This window comes from Candidatus Nitrosocosmicus oleophilus (assembly GCF_000802205.1).
Classification (GTDB): domain Archaea; phylum Thermoproteota; class Nitrososphaeria; order Nitrososphaerales; family Nitrososphaeraceae; genus Nitrosocosmicus; species Nitrosocosmicus oleophilus.
The window spans coordinates 1446040-1470014 of record NZ_CP012850.1; the positions used below are offsets into that span (position 1 = coordinate 1446040).

Consider the following 23975-nt stretch of genomic DNA (forward strand, 5'->3'; position numbering starts at 1 on the left):
TGCTTTCATTATGGGTCATTAATAGGGAGCTTACAAATAAAACTTTTATTGTATATTTTTCTGTTCTATAATACTGCTCGCTCACATATGGTAAAAATCAAAATTTCTCTGTTCATCTCTTAGGATAGATTAGTTCGTATGATTTACCATAAAGCAGCGCAGGGAAAGAAAAGTAACCAGATCAACAAACCATTTAGTTCTTAAATTTGATTGGATTGTTTTTATACAAATAGAGTGATAAGATGGAGTCAAATCTGTTTCACATATTACAGAACTCGTTTGTAGAAGGGACTTGGTCCACAATTGTGAGAAGTGTTACTAATAATTAAGCGTCATCTCACAAATAGAGACTACTAAATAGCTAACCAGATAAAACAGACTGAATATAGAATTTAATATCAAATAATTTGTCTGTTGCACTATTAATGCAAAGTAAAGAATATGATTAGATCATTTTTTTGAATTATCACTCAAAATATCTTTGAATTATCCTTGAACCAATAATAAATATCTGTCATTTGTTTGTACTGTCGAACAAACAGCTTTCCTAACCTTGAACCCCAAATTGGGATAATTGTAAACATGTTGATATATTTCCTGTCACAGATTTTGAAAAGTAAGTATTTTATCCTGTGTGATCATAATAGTACAATACCATGCTACATCCTTGGTAAAGATATGACAGAACTCCAATAATTCTGATTTTAAAAAACTAAGTGTTATCTCATACCAGTATGTTAAAGTGGCGATTTGAAGTAATTTTTGCATGTCGGGTTTATGATTAAAGCTCAAAAGGATAGGAAATTTTATAATATAGGCTTAGATGAATAATGTATGTCAAATAATAGATTTGCTTATGTTTTATATCTGATGCCGTTATTTGTAACAACTGTTCTTCTAATCCTTCCAATTCAGACACAAGCACAAACTACATCAGCTGAAGGTTCATGCTTTCCTGTTGAACCCGGTGCGGTGACAGAGATGTGTACAGAAGGCCCAGAAAGTGGTTATCAGGAGACAAACGCAACATCGATTAAAAAGGGGACTACTAGCACATCTGGAGTTTCATGCTTTCCTGTTGAACCCGGTGCGGTGACAGAGATGTGTACAGAAGGCCCAGAAAGTGGTTATCAGGAGACAAACTCAACATAGGTTAGAGACTAGCCAAACATGTTTCGATTTAATTTTGTACAAGGACTAATCGATAGATAAATCCTGAAGCATTAATTATTATAGGTTGTTTGAATTTTTTTTAGAAATTTGAAATTATGAGATATAATGTTTCAACATTTTTCACTGCTATTTGAAAGCCTAAACCAGATATTCCAGTTACAAACTCTTAATTTTAGGATGTCATCAGACTGAGCTATATACAGGATTAATATCCTCAATTCATACAAATTACATATTCATAAATTTAAGTCCTGACTTCCAAGCAAAACAAACTCAGGCTATTCTCATACGCAAGAAGCAGTTATCTACTCAATGGAATATTTATACAAATGGTTTGTATATACTAAATTTTCAATCGTAGAAGGTAACCAATCAGATGATTCGAAGTTTGTCTTTGGTAGATATATATTAATAGCCCATGACTGGCAGCAGTCTTAATCATGATTCATTTTTAACATTCATTCATACCCATAGGGGGGATAATTATTATCCAATTTTATTTCAAGAGTTCTTTTGATGTCTAGGTTATTAAAATATCATTTTAGCTTATCATAATCGAATCATTTGAACCAAATGATTATTAAGAATATTATTTGATTGTTAACTGGATACATTATTTCTTACTAATTTCATAAAAAAAAGAAAATATTTACTCTTTTGAACGGCTTATTATTTAAATTTCTAAGAACCCTTCCAGCATTATGTCGAAGATTTTAGATCGTATCATACTTTTTGTTACCTACTTGTGTGATCCAGGGTTTATGATATCTCTTATGATTCAGATTCAGATTCCGAAAAATTTTGAATTGGTTTATTCAAGTTTTGAGGTGCCTCTACTAGATCTGCAGGTTGATCATCATTTGATTTTGGAGGTACTTCTTTGCAATTGTATTTTTGGTCATTTTGAAAGTCTACATCACATTCTAGGCATTTTAAAGTGTCATTTGCACTATCACAACATGTCTCTTTATTTTTATCATTGTCATAAGTACAATCAAAACGGGGTTTTTCACCCGGAAATGCAGCAAATATCTCAGATTGGACTAAGGCACTTGACAAAAGTATAACCACAATACCTATTACACCCAAAGTCACAAATATTTTTGAATTTAAATAATTTAGTTTATTCATAAAATGACTTATAAAGCAAAAATATAAACATTTGTCAAATACAACGTCGAATGAATGGGAGTGGAAATTCAAGATAATCCTTTAGCAGTATTTTGATAATGCTGCTACTATGATAACTTGCTGTCCATAAAACAAAAAGTATTGATATGTGTAGATTATTTTATACCTTGGTCATACGTTCTCGAAGGTAACTGTTGATTTTCATTAAACTCTAGGAAGTGGCAATCTGAAGAAATACAGTACATTATCCATTAGAACCATTTATTAGGAATCTAATTGATTAAAAAACACAAATAGTCTAAAGGTATAAGTTCTAAGGAAGATCTATTCTCAAATTGTCTCATGAGAATGAAAGCAAATAAAATAATCTAATCATTTTACTTGCTGTTCAAAATGTAACTTACATCTATCTTCAATAATTATTGATATCCAATTATTATTTGATTAGTACCTAATAAGGAATCATTAAAGTATTCTACTCTACATTTTCTCTTCTGTAAATACTAGTTCATATAATATTCTCTCTACCTTAGCCACACTCGCAAGATCGTTCATTTGTATTATTGCTCTTGGATCGTTAAGCATTTTTTCAATTGCATCTTTATTTTCCCATTGTACATAACTCATTACCTTTTTTCCATCTAAACTTTTGTGAATTCTTGTTGAAATGAAACCATCATGTTTACTTAGTATTTGTTTAGAAGCATCCTCAAGCATATCAGCTACTTTTTGCTGCTTGTAAGGATCATCAACCACAAAGTTGTTTATTAATATGATATTATTTTTTTCCATAAATTTAGTATGTATATTATTGGTCTTTAAGCTAATCCATCAAGAGATAGTTAAATATTGATAAATAATAGGACAAGACATATTGGCGTTTGCATCCCCTTATCTATTATGAAAAATCGTCCTACTTATACATAATAATAAACTTATGCCAAGTTAAAGACTAACAATTTGAAGTGAAGAAATAATATCACAACAATCCCAAAAACCTATTCAATTTACGCAATTTCATTATCCTTCAAGCTACTTTTACTTCATGAATGGTCATAAAGCCATTGTCCCTGTTGTTCTTTTTTAGGAAATCAATAATGGTTCAATATCTTTTTCTCTCTCATCTATTGTTCAATCATCAACATGGGTTGATTCATCATAAATCCTTGTAAATGCACACTAGATCCACCTTATCTCGGCACATGATCTAAGTGGATGACTATGCTCTTTACTTATGATTGAACCTATTAAAAATGGAGATGCTACAAATAATGATACGGCAATCGTAAATATGATCGGATCTGAATTCACATAAGCTTATTCAATCATCTTGGAAAATTTTATTTGTTAATGGAATAGGCCCTACTTTATTATTCTTAATTTTTTGTTCACAATGACGTTCATTCAATTTTATCTTACGGATGTTAGATGCATTTCATATTTCTAAATTTTGATATTTGAATTGTTTGTTCCTCATTTCTAAAAGCCCCTTCCATTACTATTTCACTTAATTCTTTCCTATGGTTAGGAAACTCTTTTTCCTGTAGATTAGGTGGTAGATTCTCTCGAGGTCCTTTAATACCGATAGCAATCATTGCCATTATGTTAAAGTTAGAAGGTATTCTTAGTTGTTCTCTTGCCTTTTCATAATCAAAGCCTTGCATTCCATGTGTACCAATTCCACGGGTACTCGCTTCTAATGCTAAATTCTCCCATGCCGCCCCTGCATCAAACTGATGAGTAATTGAAGGTTTTTCATTGTGTTCAAAATTCTTTCGAGATATGACTACAACTAATACGGCAGCATCTTTTGCCCAGACTTTATTTCCTTCTAACAATAGGTTAAAGAAAACATTCCAACTAGAAGTATCCTTTTTAGCATAAAGAAATCTCCAAGGTTGATTGTTGTAAGAAGAAGGTGCCCATCTAGCAGCTTCAAAGAGACTCATCAATGTTTCATCATTTATTATCTCTCCTGTCATTGATCTAGGTGACCATCTATCAACAAAAATAGGGTTTATTTTATTTTGAGGAAGACGACCATTTTCAACTTTTTTGTTAACCACTAACGATTTTAAAGAATATAATATTTAACAACTGCTTTGTCGCCTAACTCAACATATTTAGCTGGAATGAACAGATTGATTATTTGTGATAGACTGGCCCTCTTACAATCGCTCATTAGTTCAACGCGGTGAGATCCTCTTCTCGTATGATTTCCTTGATGGTTGGGGTTCAGAGATAGAGAATATGAATATAAACAAAAAGGGTAAACCATTTGTATTTCCAGATTCTTTCATCTTGGCCATTGGTTACATTCGCTATTTATTTCACCTACCATACAGACAAACCCAAGGTATAATTAAGGCCACAGGAAAAAGGTTACCTGCTAATCCACCAAGTTATGGTCACATCTGTAAACGAATCAACAAGCTAAACATCGATATTAAAAGAGACAAGATGGATGACGATGATGACCTAATAATATCAATAGACAGTACAGGTATCAAGATTACTAACAGAGGTCAGTAGATGGATGAGAAATGGAATACACAAAATAGAAAAGGATATCTCAAGATCCACGTTGCTGTAGACATAAAGACCAGGAAAATCATTGCTTTGGAAGTGACAGATGAGAAGGTACATGATGGGAAAATGCTAAAGAAACTAGTCAATCATGTTTTGGATTCGAGAGAACCAAACACTGTAAAGATAAAATCGGTACTAGCTGATGGAGCCTATGATTCAAATCCAAACTTTGTGTATCTTGAGGACAAAAAGATCAATCCAGGTATAAAGGTAAGAAGGAACTCTATTGTTTCTCCTAAAAACAATAGGTTAAGGAACAACGAAGTAAAGTTACAAGCAAAGGATCTGTTGAAATGGAAGACAAAAAGAAAATACGGACAGAGATGGATATCTGAAACTGTGTTCTCAGCTATAAAGAGAATGTTTGGTGAATACACATCAGCAAACAGGTTTCAAAACATGGTAAAGGAGATCATGATAAAAGTATCATTGTATAACATTTTTAGAAGAATATAACATGATGATCATGATGATAACCGGAGAATAAGGAATTATGCAACAAAGCATTTAACAACAACAAATTTTGTTGTAAAGAAGGACAGTTTGATTCGATAATCATGATTTACAAATTGATGCGAACCACAAGAAATACTCCTTTTATACCTATTACATATTCAAATTAAATGGATGAACCAGAAATTGAGCAGAAGAGTTCGAGTACCTCTTATCAATAGACTAAAAGTTGTTAAAAGCAAATTTGCGCATTGGGTCAATATTAGTTTGGGTTGAAATCTCTTATACCTAGTTATATTATTCCATTAGTAATATGATATCGTTACTTTTCTAATGATGCACTTGACTTGAGTGTATTGGATATCTTTTCTGCGTGAAAAGCATCTGTCAGAGCTACTTCTGTATTAACATCTCTTATGGTTTGATCCGCAAATGATGTTGCAAATTGAATCACGCCTGACTCACCTAACACAAATCCTTTTTGAATAGTTGATGTTTTCAAAAGGGTTCCTTCAGGATTATACACTTTCATGACCCCATCCATATGGGTGTTTACTAGTGCAGGATCATTTGTTTTATAATCTGCAAGAACTTTTAGTTGGTTATTATCACTATTTGTCAATGGGGCAAATTTTATAGAGTTTAGTTGAATTGTTATCTTATCCTGTGAGTTTGAGGTATCATTCCGTTGTTGGGCCTGTGGGAATTGTGCATATACATCGTTATTAATCCCAAAATTCTCGTTATTAATGACGACAGATAGCGAAATTATCAATGTAATTGTAATAATGACGGTCGCTATTTTTGAGTTAGTAGTGAATGCTAACCTTCCGCATTTATAGTATGTAGTATGTATGTTTCTTGGTAACACATTTGTTATATCTTTTATATTTACAGGCATTAACTAAAGAGTGATACCATATTATATAACTAATAATGCAAATATTTAATTAAACATGATTAGATTAAAAAGAGGATGTCCTGTTTTCTCTCATTTTCTTCTCTTATAGTATTATGGTTTAAAATAATCAATAATCAATTAAAAAAGCGTAATTGTACTGTTGCTTAGATTTCAATCTTAAAAATATCCTATTTTATCTCATTTAAACAAATAATAACAAAATTACAACTGCTCTGTATTAAGAACTAAGGACCAAGGATTACTAGAAATAAGGAATTAGAAAGGTGTCAAGATAAATATGACTAGAAATTTCTTGTTTTTAAAAGTAGAAAAGATGTAGATATTGTTTTTAGATCAAATCCAACAGCCTTATCACAATAAAGTCATTATCATGGAGATACTTCATTTCCGCCTTGAATAGTTCAATGCTTGTAGTGTAAAAGCCACTCTCCTTATCAATATCATGGTATATTAATACAGGTATAGATCGTATCTCATTACCTTTATTGTATTTATTCTGGCTTTCAACAACCTGGATAAACTTTTGTAGCATCTGGCTATCGTCATATCCTTTTGCTTCTCTATCCGCATCATGGCTCCAACCAATAATTGAATATCTGCCATCCTTATTGATGTCATTACCCAAAGAAGAACAACTTATCTTATTCATCATTGTGTATGAACTACCTATTTGACATTGAAGGAATTCCAGTGGATCGTTACCCGTTCTTGCCAAATCATAGTGTTTGGAAACCTCCTTCAGTATAAAAGGATCATCCGATCCTCCATTTTTTGGATATGTGAATACTCTGACCTCTTTGACGCCATTATCCAATAGACATTCTTTTGACTCGCTTATTTCGTATTCTGAGACGTTATTGGGTACATCTTCCAGTTTAATATGATTCATAGAATGAGAGCCTATATCATATCCTTCTTTTTCTAACTGCACTATGTCATTCCAGTTTAATTCATCACTCTTTGAAACATTATTACATATAATAGCAAAAGTTGCAGTATAGTTGTATCCGTCAAGTATTGGTTTTGCATTAGTTATTTGCCCCTTCTTTCCATCATCAAATGTAATAATGGCTAGTTTTTTTTCATCTCTTTCAGGTGCGTTCTCGGGCGTATTTATTGCTGCTTGATTGCTTTTATTGTCTAGAGTGCCATTTGCGTTTAGAACTATACTTTTATCCAACGTATTATCGAATAAGGAATTAATACCAATTGGAATTAAGAATAGAAGTATTACCGTTATCAACATATTTCTAAAAACTATCAATCCACTTTAGAATTATTAATTTACCTTATAAGTTCATCTTTTAGTAGTGAGAAACAATGAAACAGGGTATCAAATCACCCACTTTTCTTTAGAAATAAATGGACAACTAGAAATATTGCTCTAGTATTAAGATGAACTTTGAAAAAATTTTTTAAAATATGGCTAATTTAGAAAGTTATAGATTATCAAGGATTGTACTATGATCTAGAATAGAATCTTATTCCAATGACATAGAAAATCATTTTTGATTATAACACCCTATTCAATTGTAATTATTTCTGAAAAGGTCATACTTTACATTTGATACTTTTGGACACTCTTTCCCCAAATAACAAACCAATCGAGAATGATATGATATATATCACAAGAAAATTAAAGTTATTGTGAATACTTTATCCTTTATTAAATTGTCTTATTAACGACTAATGATGTTTTTCTTAGCATTACGAGTTAACATTTAACGTTATAGTAATAAAGATAATAAATAAAACTGACACCATAATAAATTCTCTAATTTGCTTTAACTCCAGGCAAGTTTTCAAAAGAACTTTGAACTGCTTCCATATCATTTGCTACACTGTGACTCAACTCCACATCGTCTATCACCTTTTGATTACAAACTAATTGTATTGTAGTATTACTAGGTACTGGATTTTTGTCAATTTGCTGAGTATAACAATTGTTAAAGACCAACGATGTCAAGCCTTGATCTGTAGGATCAGCGTAGTTTGGAACTAATAGTGGCTCTCCGTAAGCGATTGAATAAGCAGAAAAGAGGAATACAAAACATGCTATGAATATGAGTTGATAGTTTCTTATTTCTCTATTCATTTGATAGTGGTTTTTTCTTAAAAAGTTATTAATCTTTAGATCCGGAAATCGTAGAGTACGGAAGATCAACCGATGATGATTTCAATGCTTTTATGACTTTTAATCACATGATGAAGCAAGGTATTACAACTCTGTGTAGTGCTGAAACTTCAAGTAAGTGCACTAAGGTGACCATCCCTATTATTCATAAATCAAGACATAATTCAATTATTAGGATGATTAAAGATGATACTCTCGTATTAAAAAACCAAAGGATAAGTTGAGTATGGTTTAGGACATCTAACTCATTCTATCCTGTGTCTGATAAAGTAATATGAAAATATACCAAAAAATCTGAATGTTCTAACGATTTAACTATGGTAAGACTATTGTATATCAAATGATTATCGGTAGTTTGGAAAGGTATGTCTGTGTCGTCAAATCTATTTGTTTCTAATGTTGAGACGTTATCTCTGTACGGATCTACTAATTACGTAATCGTAATATGGTTTTATCTATCACGTTCCAAACCTCTTCTTGCTAATCACCTTTACAAGACTAACTATCTTGGCAAAATCATTCTATCTTGAGTGTAAGATCACTGTATTCGACTATTTTCCTCTCAACCTGGACGTATATAATCTCCAACAGTTCCAAGCCAGCCGGCTCAATGAAATATTTTTTTTCGATCCCGTTATACGATATGAACGAACTATTTAACAAATAGTAAATGTATTCTCTCAGAACCAATTCGGATGTTAGGACCACCCTCTGTAGGCACCGATCAATTTCAGAGAATGATGAACCATCAATGCATGTCAGTAATATTGGTTCTATAATAACTACCTTGAGGTAAACTGGATCAGGATTATTATTATTATTATTTGTGCATTCGTGATTCATTATGGTATTTACCACATTTTGTCTCATCTACACAATAGTGTTATTTGATATTTCATTGGTCCCTTGTGAATCATCGCTTTCTTCGATTCCTTCTGTAGCATTGGTTAAGGTGTTGTTATAGACTTTATTTCCGATAGAGTTATGATATAGATAGATTCCTTGACTCTCACAATTACTGATGTCATTATCATAAACTTCGTTGTTTGGCGATTGAGATAAGAATATACACTTTTCCTCGTCGTGAACATCGTTATTTCTAGCAACAGAATCAGACATATTTCTACTAAACATGATTCCAGACCCTGCACTGTTATATACTTCATTACCTTCGATTGTAATATTGTAACAATCAAGTGAGCATATTATGCCCATTGCACCATGGTCATGCACTGTGTTGTTCCTGATAATCATATCATGAGTTGCAGTATGGGGGTCAAAACCATACATAAAGTTATCATGAACATTATTATCTTCTAAAACTACACCACCTACACCAACGGAATAAAATCCAAACCGGTCATGGTGAATCTCATTATTCTTTACTATACTTGTTCCATTGTTTCCGTAGTAACTAATACCAGAACAACCGCTACCGCATTCATAACCTAGATAAGCAATTTCAGAATTGGTAATATTCATTGTTCCAGAAGTTTCATCTTCTGTTTTTATGTAAGGTCTTGGTATAGCATCGATACCGGTATGCTCAAATTCTCTGCTAGGGAGTATGTCAACTTCAAACTTTATAACATCATTGTTCTTAGGATCCCATGAAGTAATTTTTACCGAATCTATAATTAAATTACCAAAAACCGTAATAGAGTTCACAATATCTCGGTCACCATCACCGTTCTTATCTCCAGCTAATATCTTGAGCCATTTGGTATCACTCGAATTAATCACAAGTGTTGAATCTTTTTCGACTATTATGGTTGCATCTAATATCCAAGTACTTTGATTGGAATTATTTTCTCTATTTAGAATCTCTTGATTTTGAATACTATTGTATATATCGGTAAGAGTTGTAGGATGTGAGCAGGACACAGTAATCGTGTTTTTACCATTTTCCTCGTCAGTATTATAACCAATACAGTCAGTATTACTACTTTTATCACTACTATCACTATTTTGATCAGGCTCCTGAGCGAACGACGCGATATTTATTAAACCAAGTCCGCTGAATGTTAATATGATAACGAAAACCGATACAAAACACGTTGCTGAAATGAAACTCGCTAGCCGTTTCAATTTATCTGATTGATGATTATTCTACCCGATTATAAGATTTATCTTTACAATTTTTTAAAAATGACAATCTTGAAAAATATTGAGAATTATTTTCAATACTCAAAATAATTTCAAACGATTTTATATAAAATGGATTAGTCCGTACTTATTTATTGACCATACCCAATTCTGTATCTTTATTTATGGCAATAAAAGTACAAGGTTTTAGGCATCCAAACACGCAAATAGTCTGGTGCCTAGATAACATTAGTAATCGATAAATTTTCTAACCAATGAGTTTCTACTCCAATTAATGAACTAAATCCTTGTTCTAACGACATTACTCCAGATATACTAAAGATGAGTGTGGTCACAACAGGAGACTAAAAAAACTGTCCTTTTCTATGCCCAAAAGGGTGTTATCAGAAACTCGCTTTTTGTTAGTTCTAACTCCTATCAAAAATAATACTTGATTAAAAGTGTCTGCGAATGAATGATAAGTCTATGCCCGCATTGAAGTAATACCGGTTAGGGTTGCAGCTACAAGCTTGGACATTGCAATTCCTAAATTTCCCAATAAAACGGCATAAATTACTCTTTTTGAACCTCCACCTCCACCTATCATTAATATTTACAAATAATCCTTAACTTGGATTTGATACATGCTGTTAAAATATTAATGCAAAAACCTGGACTTTTTGATTTTTCCTTCTTCTTTATTAGCAGCACAGAGTGTAAATCAAAAACTAAAATAAAATTAACTGCCAGCGTTAACTACAAACAAAAATTTTTACCAGGAATTCAAACACCAGCAACTATTCTAAACTACTGATGGACAAATTTAAGAATCTAACCAGTTTTTTCAATCTCTTTTTTTAGTAATTATTATTAGTGTTAACATCATACTAAGAATCGTAAGCGTTTTTAACTTATCAAAAAATAAATAATAAAATTGAGGTTTATTTTTCTGCTTAAAGCAACACAATTGATAATATACTTTGATATCTATTAATACATGACTCATGAGTTTGGTAATAACGGTATGTCTATTGGTAATAGTTGGGCTCATGACCGTATACGGTTTATCAGTATCAGATTTAGTTTTTTGCGTTGACAAAACTTTTTATGATGATGAAGAAAAATCAATGACATCCCTTCTTAAAGGACCGACCATGAAACACATGACAGACAAGACTCTTGTAGAAATAGTAAAAAGCTTTAAGAATTCTTCAGGATTTTACAAAATTAATGGAACTTTAGAAAATGAGGATTCGATTATACTTACAGATATTAAGGTGATAAAATATTACAAGATTCCTTCGGTAAATGATACAACGTTATTATGCTATGAGGAAAGTGGTGTTAGGTGCGAATATAAGTCAATTAATCAATTACATTCAGATAGTTTTTTATTAAACATTCCTGATCCAAACATGAATGCTAAATAATGGTATTATATTCTCATACAGTAAAATAGAGTTACATCGAGAAGTAACATGCATTTATGCGTAGTTCTAAGATGGTTTTTGGTTTAAAACCTAGGACTAATTAATAATATAGGAGTTGAGCGAAATTAGTGCTACCAATAACATTTGAGATATAAGGATAAATAGTAAAACAATAAGATGAAACAAGATTATATCATATAACTTTATTCCTCTTAATCCTAAATCGATAAAGTCAACTTCATTTGGTAGGCACTTGACCACAAAATGGGCTCATGATGAGCATGCTTTATGAATTATTCAATCAATCAATTGATGAAATGAAAATAAATAAAATCACAATTGATTGCAATTAATTACAACAAAAACGTGGACATTATTAGGTGCCGATATTCAATCATTCTTATGAATTTTCGAAATATCAATTCACAACAAAATACTCATCAAATGACGAAACTAGCATCAATATTTTCAATTCTTTTTGTTTCCATGTTTTCTATGGCAATCATTTCGGCAGAGGATAAAACGGTAGTAAATGTGAAATCAAAACCAAGAGCACAAGTGGAAGCGATTGAATCATCATCGACAATGGGATCTGAAGTCGATTCAAAGGATCTTACAACCAAGTCACATGAATCTTTGAATGAATATGAAATCACAAAGCAGTCAGGAACAGGTTCTTTTGTATCAAACTATATCAATGCATGGAAACTGAGCAAAGCAAGTTCGGTATTTCAAATAACTTTATAAATTAATAATAAATTACAAAATCTTAAAACTAGCTCGTTGATCACATAAAAGTTTGGTTAATTTGCTTGCAAATTAAGACATTGATAAATAAATTTTCTTTTTCAAAATTTGTTTATACATAATTCTTTCAGAGATTAATGGATTTGAATGCGAAATGAATTTAACATGAAATCATAATTATATTGTCTGATTACAATAGGTTTATTAATTTAGCACAAACATTCAAGTTATGAGATTTTTCCCCAAAACCGTCATTGTAGTTACAGGGATATGCCTTTTAATGATAACTCACTCTTCTCTTGTCTTTGAGGTCTTAGGTCAGCCTAATGCTATTAACATTAGTGATTATGACTTGGAATTTACCCCGCATACTTTGCAAAACAGCACTATAGCGGGTGACAATAATACATCTCATTCTGATGCCAACTGACAAGAAAGTTCTTGAAATTTATGGCGGCTCAAGAATGGCAACGATATGCTGTGCAATTATCCTCTATCATGCTCGAATAGTCTTATTTTTCTAGCAGATATATCATTCTTAAGTTTAGAACTTTGATTAGAGATGCCTTCATCAAATTACTAAAAAAGGGACGGTCAATCAAGATTGTCGGATTATGAAAATAGTGTCTGAACTAGTATATAACGTATATGTTCAATGTCTAAATGATTTCAACATAGTCTTTTGGTATGTTGATGTCAACTATTTTTAGAATAACTTAAATAGTCATGAATTCAAAAAATAGACTTTATCTCCTATTTACCTACTTATTAATTTCATTGTATAAAACTAGTTAACAATGTAATTATGAATTTTGTATGACCTCATATATTTACATTAATTTTATCTTGAATGTGAAGGCCCTGACAAACTTTGTGATATTGCAGTTGATGCTTCAGCAAAATTTCTCAAACACAGATAAGTCGAATATTTATGGAGTAGATTTTTTCTATTCAGGATTACATTTTCCAAGGATTGATGAAAGTAATTGTATTAGCTGCATTCTCTTACCCAGCAATAAATTTGATCAAGTTAATGATTATCTCACTATGATTGACAACCTTTTGGATCAATTAGATATGATGATTAATAAACTAAAATAAGAATTGCCAAATGCTTTGTCGCCTAACTCAACATATTTAGCTGGAATGAACAGATTGATTATTTGTGATAGACTGGCCCTCTTACAATCGCTCATTAGTTCAACGCGGTGAGATCCTCTTCTCGTATGATTTCCTTGATGGTTGGGGTTCAGAGATAGAGAATATGAATATAAACAAAAAGGGTAAACCATTTGTATTTCCAGATTCTTTCATCTTGGCCATTGGTTACATTCGCTATTTATTTCACCTACCATACAGACAAACCCAAGGTATAATTAAGGCCACAGGAAAAAGGTTACCTGCTAATCCACCAAGTTATGGTCACATCTGTAAACGAATCAACAAGCTAAACATCGATATTAAAAGAGACAAGATGGATGACGATGATGACCTAATAATATCAATAGACAGTACAGGTATCAAGATTACTAACAGAGGTCAGTGGATGGATGAGAAATGGAATACACAAAATAGAAAAGGATATCTCAAGATCCACGTTGCTGTAGACATAAAGACCAGGAAAATCATTGCTTTGGAAGTGACAGATGAGAAGGTACATGATGGGAAAATGCTAAAGAAACTAGTCAATCATGTTTTGGATTCGAGAGAACCAAACACTGTAAAGATAAAATCGGTACTAGCTGATGGAGCCTATGATTCAAATCCAAACTTTGTGTATCTTGAGGACAAAAAGATCAATCCAGGTATAAAGGTAAGAAGGAACTCTATTGTTTCTCCTAAAAACAATAGGTTAAGGAACAACGAAGTAAAGTTACAAGCAAAGGATCTGTTGAAATGGAAGACAAAAAGAAAATACGGACAGAGATGGATATCTGAAACTGTGTTCTCAGCTATAAAGAGAATGTTTGGTGAATACACATCAGCAAACAGGTTTCAAAACATGGTAAAGGAGATCATGATAAAAGTATCATTGTATAACATTTTTAGAAGAATATAACATGATGATCATGATGATAACCGGAGAATAAGGAATTATGCAACAAAGCATTGCCAAATAAAGAATAAGAAAGAAGTTTGTTCAGTATTTAAACCGGTTTTAGAAACAATTAGAAGGACGATGTATCATCTGGTGGGTTCACTGATGATAACGCCGGATCACCCTATTGTATCTGCGGAGAGTGACAATTCGAGAATACACAAGGGGTGGGTTCCAATAGTATTCTAACCGTGCACAACCAAGAGCATGCTGAATTGGGAGTTACAACGCTCACCTGGAGCAATACACACGCTGCTGATGCTCTGACCTGGGCTGATCATCTGGTTACTCTCCAAGTGATCGGTGGTTCAAATGCTCACGATCCTAACCAAACTCCAACACGGGTGAAAACTTCGGAGTAAGAAGGTATAATGTAATGAACCATGCAACCCCAGATCAGATGCAGAAAATGTGGCTCCGGGAAAAGAACAAACATGACGGCACATTACCGCCAAGGTCTGGACATTATGGACAGATGGTTTCTCCGGTCACGACCGAGGTTGGTTGCGCTACCACAAGTACACTCGGTGGTCCTTTCGCTCAATCTGGCGGAACAGACGGTTGAGTGTGCCGCTATACTCCGCGGGCATAGTCATGACCTGCGTGAATTGAGCCTGTAGGCATGTAACTTCCATTATGGCCAAAAATTTCATTTTGATCTTTATAAAGGAAGTTATCATATTATGATATGCAAATTACTGTAAGGATTAATGGAGTAGATCCAAAGATCTCTGAGTTGGGAGAAGAAGGAAACTCTGAACGAATCTTTGAAGTAAAGAAGCAGAATATCATATCAAATACATCTTGTTCTATATTTTCAAAAAATGAACACGATCAAAATGCCTCTCATGTACTTGTGGATGTTGGCAATGGAGTTATCTCAAGCATCGAGCGAGGATTCCCTAGTCTTAGAGATGGAACATCATATTTATCAGACTCCCACCTTCCAAATGCACTTTTGATAACTCATTCACATGATGATCATATTGCAGAACTTCCATCTTTAATAGAAAAAATTACTAATAGTTCCAAGAATTTACAAATTTTCTGCACAGAACAATGCTATGAACAAATTGTTCAAAAGTTTCCTCACCTCTCATCCATTATTTCATCAAATTCAACTTCTGTAATAAATAATAATACTATTTCCGTGAATGTAATATATCCAAATAATAACTTTAAAGTTGATAATCTTTCAATAACTCCTATTTTGGCAGACCATGGCAGTAATACCCCTGCTGGTTCGGTCATTTATGTAGTAGATATAGATAATATAAAAATAGTATTTGGATGGGATTTTCTTTCTCTTGTAGGCGTAGATGAAAATATACTCTGGAATCCTGATCTTCTTATACTGGGTACTAATAGTTATAATCCGCATCCAGAAACAGGAATGATCTCTGTTTCCGATGCATACTCATTAATAAGACAATGGAATGCTAAAGAAAGCTATATAGTACATTATAGTGGGTTAGCAGATCTTGTAGATGCTAAAAATCAATGGTTTAGAGGACCAACAAAACCTATGACCTCAGAAGAACTACAAAAAGTAGTAGACTCTAGTGGTCCTATATCAGGTGCAGAAAATCTTTATTCTTTTAAAATAACCGTAGCCAAGGAAGGAATGTTGTGGCACTCAAAAACGCAATTTGAAGAACCTTTGGAAAAATATAATGGTAGTGATAAAATAGGAAACGAACTTTTAATTGAAGGTCTTGAAAAATATGTGTTGAAATTTGAACATAATTCTATAGAAGATAATTTAAGAATCATGGTTGAGGATCGCATCAATAGACGTGATTTATCCTTCGTTAGGCCACACAAAGATAGTAATAATGATAATATAGTTTATGCCGAGGCAGTGAAAGGGGGAATGAGGACTTGTGGTCCAGAATTGAGAATGGAGGTACTCAATACAATTCCACAATCCGCACAATCACGGGAAGATTCTGCTGTTGTTAGAATGCATGCCTACAAAGGCAAAAAGGATGTTTACAAAAACGATATACGAATCAATAATTTAGATGCGGTAAGGTTGAAAAGATATCTTCAAGAAAATTTAACATAACATCTACGTGCTTAATCTATTGATATGACATAATCGGAGTTTTTCCTTTTTATATATGTCTTTAGATGGGAAAGTTCTTTTAGGTTAGAGCAAAATAGGATTTGAGAAAATATTGTTACTGTGTAATGGAGAAGACAGATAAATCATGTTTGTACCAAACTAGATATGTATTATAGTCACGCAATCAGATAGGATTAAGTTAGATTGTTTATTAAACACCTAGACTTTTGGAAGAAAAAAAGTAGGTTTACGTCCTGATATTGGGCACTGACCTATACTACGCATAGTTTGTATTTCAACAACTACTTCCTTTAGGACACTACGTTACTATCCTCTTCTGCTGATTGACCTTGATAAATTGGAGATTCGGAATACCTATTTCCATCACTTGACTGTCAACATACGTTATTCCCTGAGGTAAGTAAGCCTTCTAATATAGGGATTGGTGAAATAATTCCTATAACCCTGACCGTGTATGAAGGTGAATTTGACACATTCATATTACCACAGCCGGCGTAAAAGGTCATTCCAGCTGGAACGCTTCCGGCTGCAATGGTATCTATCACAACATTCTTTTTATCTATGACAGTGATTGTGGCTGAAAATGCGTTTGTTACATACATATTATTATAACTACCTGGGTTGAACGTTACTCTAGCTGGGCTGTCTCTTCCTTTTATGGTATCTATAGCTCCATCTTTTTGGGCAAAGGCTTTAGATATTCCAGTCGAATCAGTATAAATTACAAACTATAACGAAATTATAAGCACACGCCTAGACCAATGTTATCAAGGAATTTGATTGGTAAGATGAACTTACATATATAGAAAATTAGTTTATAACAACCGATTATCAATCAATTTGTTTATTAATCTAATCTTCTCTCAAAATGCTTAGAAATGATGCATTATATTTCCAGAAAGTCTGAGAATTATTGTTATTGAAATTATGATAATAGGTCTCAGATAATTAATCGTGATGTATAATAAAGGTGTTCTTAGTATTTTAGGAAGAGTATATTTGAATACTAAATTGTTTATAGGAACATCTGCAATCATCTTGTTATATGGACTCACCACTGTCTCTACAGACACTTTATTAAGCTCAGCAACCCCAAATTTGGATCAAACCAAAGTTAATTCGTATAATGAGCCAATCAATAATCATCTTTTAAGCTTGAATGTACTAACTAATAGTCTAGAAAACAGACTTTATGGAGTAGCTTCTATATTGGAATTTGCAAGCAACCTACCGGAAATGAAAAGTGTGCCTAATGTGAGCTTGTTGAATACTACTCTGGAAACCCTCCATGGAATTCCACAAGACTCAGATTTACAAAAAAGAAACATTGCACAGGAAATCTTATCCCACTATCATGAAATTGCTGGAATAGCATTCATTATGCCTAATGGTGATACCTACTTCATGGAACCTTATGCCTTGCAAAGCAATCAGACTAAAAATAATCTTGCTTACAGAGACTACTTTAAAGGATCTATTGCTACTAACGACACCTATCTTGGAGACATAATTACTTCCACATCTTCGGGCGTTAAACGTGCTATTGTAGCAGTACCCGTATTTACCGAAAAGAATAACGGAGTTTTAACAGGGGTTTTGGTTGGATCTATAGAATTAGGCCTTTTGAACAAAGAACTTCAATCATTAGATTTATCTCAAGGTCAACGAATTGTATATGTTGACTCCAACGATACTAAGTTAGCAGATTCTGATAGGAGACTTTTTACAAATAGTAGTGAAACATTTTCTAATCTAAAGAGTTTCCAGAATGCCAATGAAGGAAAGTTCGGTTCCATTGTGGAGAAAGTAGGCCAAGATAACATGCTAGTAACATACTATCCAATGGAGGCGCTCCAAAATAGGTGGATAGTACTTTGGATACAGCCCATTAGTTAGCAATATGGGCTACAATAGTAACAAGTTTTTGACTGAACAAATAGATCCAATCGGGTGCTCTTTTACATCATCCTTACTACGGACGATTCATTAATACATCTCTCTATAATCAAATAATAATTTAACAACGGATATTAATTGTGCCCAATGTAGTACTACGCTAAAGTCATTGACTATTGGAAATGAAATCTTATATACCAAATAAAAGAAAATTCCCAAGTTGTCAATCCAATACCCACAATGACTCCGATAAGTTAAACCCGTTGTGAAACCTAAGTGAATGTCCTTTTGATTTCCGTCAAAGCCCCCAACCATATTAGTCTCTTTATTCTCCTCGCTGCATTACATTGGTAGAATAAATGCGGAATCTGTTTATGACTTGAATCACTACATACAGAACTAGAGTAAAAAATGGATTCAATTAATAGGTCTACTCTACTGACTTCGTTTCATTATTCCAAATCTTGAGAATCAATAATATTTAGATCAAGAATAACAAGATGACAGCATGTCTCTTTCCGAAGCATTTACAAACCAACACATGAAAAAATGGATTGAGGGCTGGAATACCCATGATATAAAAACAGTATTGTCTATGTATTCGGAAAATATGAATTCTCCAGTCCCAAAATCAAAATTGTATTTCCAGATCGTAATGTATCTAAAATAAAAAACAAAAAAGACACGAGGAAGTATTGGTCATACGCGTTAAAATAGTATAACTTTCCCAGCCTAAAGTTAGGTTAAGGAAGTAATAGCGAATAATGATAAGATTATCTTAGAATATTACGCTACCTTGGATGACAAGCACAAAACTTCTGTTATTGAGAAGTTTGAGCTTAATAACGGATTGATAGCAAAATCAGATGTGTTTTATGGTGTAGAAGAAATGATTTGACAATACTGTTAGCTGATTCTTGATGTTTTCTTCCACGACATAAATTCTTTGACTCTTGTGCAATTTATCCATTGTCAAATTCGTTTCAATATTTTTGCCAAACCAATACTCCAAGAAATCACATAGAAATCCACAAATGAGAATTAGCGTCGTGATGATCAATTGAAAACATCAATCCCAATATACAAAGTCTCATCAAATTTATATCTGGGTAGGTCGATCATCGTTGCAACTGGCCCGACTGTAAGCCCGTTTGGTAATCCTAGACTTGCTGACAGGGCATTAATTTGGAAATATCATTTATTACGCTCTCTATTTTGTTATGGAGATAATGCAATAAAGCATCATATGAATCTCTTTTTCTATTTGCGACTTTAGTAATAATTGGTAGTCTATTCACTCTGCCTTATGTTTTTTTGATGCTGACCTTTTCTAACCCACTAATTACAATTGTTTTGGTAAGAGGCAGATATGTATTGCAGAGTGTTCTGACACCTTCTAGTTTAAGGTCGATGCTGGATGCAAAGACCAAGTCACTGGATTGTCAAAATAGTAAATCAAGTCTAATTAGTGAAGGTATGAGTCCTATCAAACACATTTCTCTAATATTCTTCCTAATCGTTTATTGGCAGGGTATTATTTGTAAAATCAACTAGGGAGAAATATTGTCTATTATAGTAATACCATCATTAGTTTTCATAATGCTTCTATCTAATATTCTAGTGAATATAGATCTTGTCTCAGCTGATACATTAGTCGCTAGTATAGATGTTGGAGATCACCCTTTGCTATTCGAATATGATCCTAATAGTGGAAAGGTCGATATATCGAGTCGTGATTCTAATGCTCTGAATTCTACTGTTGCGCCGTGGGGTTGCACGCCTGAATTAACAAAGGGCTGCATTGATATGACAAATGCTTCTAGCACTTATCTTAGTATTGCTATAGGTGCCGTAGTTGGTGCGTTCATAAGCTGGTTGGTATACGCCTTACAGAAAAAGTCTACTATTAAACAGGAAGAAAACCTCAAGAGGCTAAAAGAGTTAGATGAAAGACATGACACCATCTTAGAATTAATACAACAATTCCAAAAACATCAAGAAAAACTTCTTGATCAAATACTCAGTTTGGATAAGAAAATTGACGCTGCAGTTGAAAAGAAAGGGAGTACCACATGATATCATGCGATCAATTTCCATCTTAATCTGATACAGTGAGTTATTCGAGAATCACTCATCAAATTATGATGTGTATTTATTGAAAGAACAGTTGATAAATAAATTGTTATAGAAAATTAAGAATAGCCTACAAGAACGTTATAGGTTTTCCTCTACATCACCACCAGTTTCTGATCACCGCACATCTTCAATACGAAGCACAGAAACATATACCATGACTTGGACACCTTATCCAAATGGTGTCTGCCCCAGAATGTTGCCCGGAGGGCTGTAGCGGCACACTAGAAAGTCCATTCCACCGGCGCTGGAGAACCCGCAGCCGACCTCATGGGTGTTCTGCCATACCATCGCAGTATAATGACCAATACCTGGCCCAGAACGTTGGCCGTCGTCATACTTCGACTTTTCGTCGGCCCACAATTGGGCTAGTTCCACAGGAGAATTGAGGCCAGCGACCCCCGAAGCAATGTTCTCGTTTTTAGCACCGTGGGGAGTAGCATCGCATCGTTGGTCATCGCATACAAGCCCAAGTGTCGTCAAATGATTAGCCCAACTCTGGGAGTCGGTCGCGAGGCTGTTGCTCCAAGTCAGTGGCTGAACTCCAACGGCTGCGCGCTCTTGGTTATGGATATTTAGCATGGTATTTTCGAGATCTGTCTTTGATTGGGCTTGTGAGATCTGCACCATATACGATAACACTGTCAAAAATATCGTAATATACAAAATTAATGCTAATCCTTTAGGTACTTTTTTATACATAATTTATAACTAATCGATTTTGATAGTTTCTTATTTATTTTTCGATCAGGTCATGTATAATGAAGAAATTTTGCAGAGGATCCCAATTGTTATTTTAGTTACGATATAAGAAATAAATGAAATCATACTCAAGTATTAAAATCTAAGAAATACCCACGAAATCTAAATATTTTGGTGAACGTCGTTCTTAGAATAACTGAGCTTAGCCCGTGTAATTTTGCTTCTCACTACACTTTAAATTGGCCACGCGGAGGTAATTCCTGAAGGGCCCAAGCGTTGCCATCCGGATCATTAAAATAAATGAACTTTCCCCAGACTTGTATATCGACATCTGTAACATTCACTCCACGCTTTTTAAGTTCATCATGAGCGGCCTGAGCATCCTTGACTACCATCTGTAAACCCTTAATGCTACCAGGTTTCATGCTGTCTGCAATACCAATCCCAAAGCAAATTGAACATGCAGAACCCGGTGGTGTCATTTGAATAAAACGTAGATTCTCGTTCACCGTATGGTCATGGTCTAAATTAAAACCTACTTTATCTTTATAAAAATCACGTGCACGATCCACGTCTGTTACCGGAATTGCAACCAATTCAAGTTTCATTTCCATCAGATAATCCCACCAGTGCTATAGGTAAACAAGACAATATTTAAAAACGAGTGTTTGGTCTGATAAGTATCTAGATAGATATCCATTAATACCTATTATAAATCCATGAATAAAAAGATAGGGCGGAATTGATTGTCACAGAAGTAATCATCTTCTACGCATGCTGATCTCTTTAAGTCTATTTGCGATATAACTGAGATTTCGAAACCTTATATCGAAAATACTATCCACAACATCTTTTGCTCCCAAATCATTCCGCAAGGTCAGCCCTGACTATTAGTCACGGGTCTAAATCTCCTTTCAACTAAGATAGTCGGCATTGATGCTATAGGAATTTAATATATTCAAATCATGAATCCGTCAAGACAGCTAAAGGTTATTGATTCATTGAAATTATTTTGGTATTCCCATGATAGCAATGTTCTTATCTAAATTCATTTCTGATAGTATATTTTTTTCACGTAACACCTCTCAACCAACAACAGAATAAAAAGGAGATTCAAATGATATAAGAAATGAAGGGTGGTCAAAGAATAATAGAAATAAATCCCACATTTTAAGAATTAATGAGCCAAGATGGTAGCCATCATCAAATATAAGCAAAAAGATTTTCGACCATATATCTGCCTATATTACACTCTTCTTAACAGTATCTAATGAGAATCTTAATTCTCATTAATACCCTGGAAATAATTAATGTGATGCTCAAAGCATATCTATCAAGATTCATATTATTATCTATTCTCATAGTCGGATCAATTATGATTCTATTTGTATCATCATCTACAAAACGTATTTTCGCAAGTTACTGAATCCTCATCTAAGAGTACTACGTTTATTAATTCCAATACTACAGGATTAGAACTGCTAAATGATACAAATATAAAACTTTTAGACAGCCTTGGGCTCGCCACGGTTTACCAACCACTGGAAAGAGAAATTGTAAAAATAATGGATATTGCCTATCAATCGATGAATTTAACTAATTCTTTTGGGACATTTCCTTTATCAAATCTCACTGCCGATATGCAACAAAAGTATCGCGGGATACCGAGCGATCAGGATATAGACAAAAGAAATGAAGCCAAAAGTCTTCTTGAAGCCAATCCCTACTTATCATTCATCGGAATGACTTTTCCGAATGGAGATACTTATTTTAGTGAACCTTACTATCCGTCTCACGCAAATAGTTCTGCTTACAATTACGGGTATAGAGATCACATTATAGGTGCATTAGAATCTAAACATCCATATTTTAACAACGTTATCACTGCAGCTTCAACTGGTAAACCGCTAGTTGTACTAGCTAGTCCCATTTTTTCAGGAGAGACAGTGAATAATACTATGATAGGATTACTAGCACTAGGATTCAACTTGAAGCAATTTGATAATTTGATAAAATCAGAATCCTTAGATCTGAATGATACTAGGCTATTACTTATGGATAATAACGGTACTGAAATATCTGATTCAGAATTTAATACAAGTAAACTAGAAACATTCAAGGGCCTTCAGAGCATTGATAAAGCCAGAAGCGGCCCAGTAGGATCCATTGTGGAATTCATTAATGGCAGAAATATTTCTGTTTCTTATGCGCCAATTGACATAACTCAATCTAAATGGATATTGCTATCCATCACGCCTAACTAATAAATTATCAGAAAATTTAGTAGTTCTTATGACTTTTGGCTATTAGGACTAAATCATTATACCAATGATCATTCTCATTAACTGTATTCAAACTCATGTGGATATCCACATAATTTCCATCGAAGCCTG

At 33.5% G+C, this 23975-nt stretch carries 22 protein-coding genes and 2 pseudogenes; 12 read left to right on the forward strand and 12 right to left on the reverse strand.

Annotated elements, in window-relative coordinates:
• The first annotated feature begins 834 nt into the window (after positions 1-834).
• Entirely contained in the window at positions 835-1152 is a 318-nt protein-coding gene (locus NMY3_RS07020) for a hypothetical protein (RefSeq protein ID WP_196818196.1), read from the forward strand.
• A gap of 792 nt (positions 1153-1944) precedes the next feature.
• On the opposite strand, the gene NMY3_RS07025 is transcribed toward NMY3_RS07020, so the two are convergent.
• The 3 genes from NMY3_RS07025 to NMY3_RS07035 form a co-directional block, all read right to left on the reverse strand.
• Complete coding sequence (locus NMY3_RS07025) at positions 1945-2304, reverse strand: hypothetical protein (RefSeq protein WP_196818197.1); 360 nt, start codon at positions 2302-2304, stop codon at positions 1945-1947.
• Between the two features lie 480 nt (positions 2305-2784).
• Entirely contained in the window at positions 2785-3096 is a 312-nt protein-coding gene (locus NMY3_RS07030) for an antibiotic biosynthesis monooxygenase (RefSeq protein ID WP_196818198.1), read from the reverse strand.
• A gap of 632 nt (positions 3097-3728) precedes the next feature.
• Entirely contained in the window at positions 3729-4370 is a 642-nt protein-coding gene (locus NMY3_RS07035; protein ID WP_196818199.1) for a nitroreductase family protein, read from the reverse strand.
• 85 nt (positions 4371-4455) lie between these two features.
• Here NMY3_RS07035 and NMY3_RS07040 point away from each other — a divergent pair.
• Positions 4456-5349, forward strand: a pseudogene (locus tag NMY3_RS07040) (IS5-like element ISThar1 family transposase).
• A gap of 319 nt (positions 5350-5668) precedes the next feature.
• On the opposite strand, the gene NMY3_RS07045 reads toward NMY3_RS07040, so the two are convergent.
• The 6 genes from NMY3_RS07045 to NMY3_RS16885 all read right to left on the reverse strand — a co-directional run bounded on the left by NMY3_RS07045 (position 5669) and on the right by NMY3_RS16885 (position 11094).
• On the reverse strand, positions 5669-6247 hold the full coding sequence (locus NMY3_RS07045) for a hypothetical protein (RefSeq protein WP_196818200.1): 579 nt from the start codon (positions 6245-6247) through the stop codon (positions 5669-5671).
• Between the two features lie 349 nt (positions 6248-6596).
• A complete protein-coding gene (locus NMY3_RS07050) occupies positions 6597-7448 on the reverse strand; it encodes a polysaccharide deacetylase family protein (protein ID WP_196818201.1) in 852 nt (283 codons plus the stop codon).
• A 594-nt stretch (positions 7449-8042) separates the two neighbouring features.
• Positions 8043-8363: a hypothetical protein gene (locus NMY3_RS07055; protein ID WP_196818202.1), complete on the reverse strand. Its 321-nt coding sequence runs from the start codon at positions 8361-8363 to the stop codon at positions 8043-8045.
• Between the two features lie 555 nt (positions 8364-8918).
• Positions 8919-9245, reverse strand: a complete 327-nt coding sequence (locus tag NMY3_RS07060; protein WP_196818203.1) for a hypothetical protein — start codon at positions 9243-9245, stop codon at positions 8919-8921.
• A 27-nt stretch (positions 9246-9272) separates the two neighbouring features.
• Complete coding sequence (locus NMY3_RS07065; RefSeq protein ID WP_196818204.1) at positions 9273-10490, reverse strand: right-handed parallel beta-helix repeat-containing protein; 1218 nt, start codon at positions 10488-10490, stop codon at positions 9273-9275.
• 481 nt (positions 10491-10971) lie between these two features.
• Complete coding sequence (locus tag NMY3_RS16885) at positions 10972-11094, reverse strand: hypothetical protein (RefSeq protein ID WP_257720013.1); 123 nt, start codon at positions 11092-11094, stop codon at positions 10972-10974.
• Between the two features lie 397 nt (positions 11095-11491).
• On the opposite strand from NMY3_RS16885, the gene NMY3_RS07070 reads away from it, so the two are divergent.
• From NMY3_RS07070 to NMY3_RS07095, 6 genes and pseudogenes are all read left to right on the forward strand, one after another.
• Positions 11492-11917, forward strand: a complete 426-nt coding sequence (locus tag NMY3_RS07070) for a hypothetical protein (protein ID WP_196818205.1) — start codon at positions 11492-11494, stop codon at positions 11915-11917.
• Positions 11918-12412: 495 nt separating this feature from the next.
• On the forward strand, positions 12413-12664 hold the full coding sequence (locus NMY3_RS07075; protein ID WP_231100378.1) for a hypothetical protein: 252 nt from the start codon (positions 12413-12415) through the stop codon (positions 12662-12664).
• 229 nt (positions 12665-12893) lie between these two features.
• Positions 12894-13094 carry a hypothetical protein gene (locus NMY3_RS07080; protein ID WP_196818207.1) on the forward strand — a complete coding sequence of 67 codons (201 nt, stop codon included), beginning with the start codon at positions 12894-12896 and terminating at the stop codon, positions 13092-13094.
• Positions 13095-13829: 735 nt separating this feature from the next.
• A complete protein-coding gene (locus NMY3_RS07085) occupies positions 13830-14723 on the forward strand; it encodes an IS5-like element ISThar1 family transposase (RefSeq protein WP_196815659.1) in 894 nt (297 codons plus the stop codon).
• A 409-nt stretch (positions 14724-15132) separates the two neighbouring features.
• Positions 15133-15327 (forward strand): annotated as a pseudogene (locus tag NMY3_RS07090) (CAP domain-containing protein); the annotation flags it as partial.
• A gap of 123 nt (positions 15328-15450) precedes the next feature.
• Entirely contained in the window at positions 15451-16830 is a 1380-nt protein-coding gene (locus NMY3_RS07095; protein ID WP_196818209.1) for an MBL fold metallo-hydrolase, read from the forward strand.
• A 395-nt stretch (positions 16831-17225) separates the two neighbouring features.
• Here NMY3_RS07095 and NMY3_RS07100 read toward each other — a convergent pair whose 3' ends face one another.
• The gene (locus NMY3_RS07100; protein ID WP_196818210.1) at positions 17226-17453 is read right to left on the reverse strand and encodes a hypothetical protein; all 228 of its coding nucleotides are present in this window, start codon (positions 17451-17453) and stop codon (positions 17226-17228) included.
• 397 nt (positions 17454-17850) lie between these two features.
• On the opposite strand from NMY3_RS07100, the gene NMY3_RS07105 reads away from it, so the two are divergent.
• The 3 genes from NMY3_RS07105 to NMY3_RS07110 all read left to right on the forward strand — a co-directional run bounded on the left by NMY3_RS07105 (position 17851) and on the right by NMY3_RS07110 (position 20823).
• Complete coding sequence (locus NMY3_RS07105; protein ID WP_231100379.1) at positions 17851-18747, forward strand: cache domain-containing protein; 897 nt, start codon at positions 17851-17853, stop codon at positions 18745-18747.
• A gap of 508 nt (positions 18748-19255) precedes the next feature.
• On the forward strand, positions 19256-19417 hold the full coding sequence (locus NMY3_RS16685) for a hypothetical protein (protein WP_231100380.1): 162 nt from the start codon (positions 19256-19258) through the stop codon (positions 19415-19417).
• 893 nt (positions 19418-20310) lie between these two features.
• Positions 20311-20823, forward strand: a complete 513-nt coding sequence (locus NMY3_RS07110; protein WP_196818212.1) for a hypothetical protein — start codon at positions 20311-20313, stop codon at positions 20821-20823.
• A 228-nt stretch (positions 20824-21051) separates the two neighbouring features.
• On the opposite strand, the gene NMY3_RS07115 is transcribed toward NMY3_RS07110, so the two are convergent.
• Together NMY3_RS07115 and NMY3_RS07120 are read right to left on the reverse strand one after the other, a co-directional pair.
• Positions 21052-21582, reverse strand: a complete 531-nt coding sequence (locus NMY3_RS07115; protein ID WP_196818213.1) for a CAP domain-containing protein — start codon at positions 21580-21582, stop codon at positions 21052-21054.
• A 227-nt stretch (positions 21583-21809) separates the two neighbouring features.
• A complete protein-coding gene (locus tag NMY3_RS07120) occupies positions 21810-22196 on the reverse strand; it encodes a VOC family protein (RefSeq protein ID WP_196818214.1) in 387 nt (128 codons plus the stop codon).
• 771 nt (positions 22197-22967) lie between these two features.
• Here NMY3_RS07120 and NMY3_RS07125 point away from each other — a divergent pair.
• Positions 22968-23846 carry a cache domain-containing protein gene (locus NMY3_RS07125; protein ID WP_196818215.1) on the forward strand — a complete coding sequence of 293 codons (879 nt, stop codon included), beginning with the start codon at positions 22968-22970 and terminating at the stop codon, positions 23844-23846.
• The last annotated feature ends 129 nt before the right edge of the window (positions 23847-23975 follow it).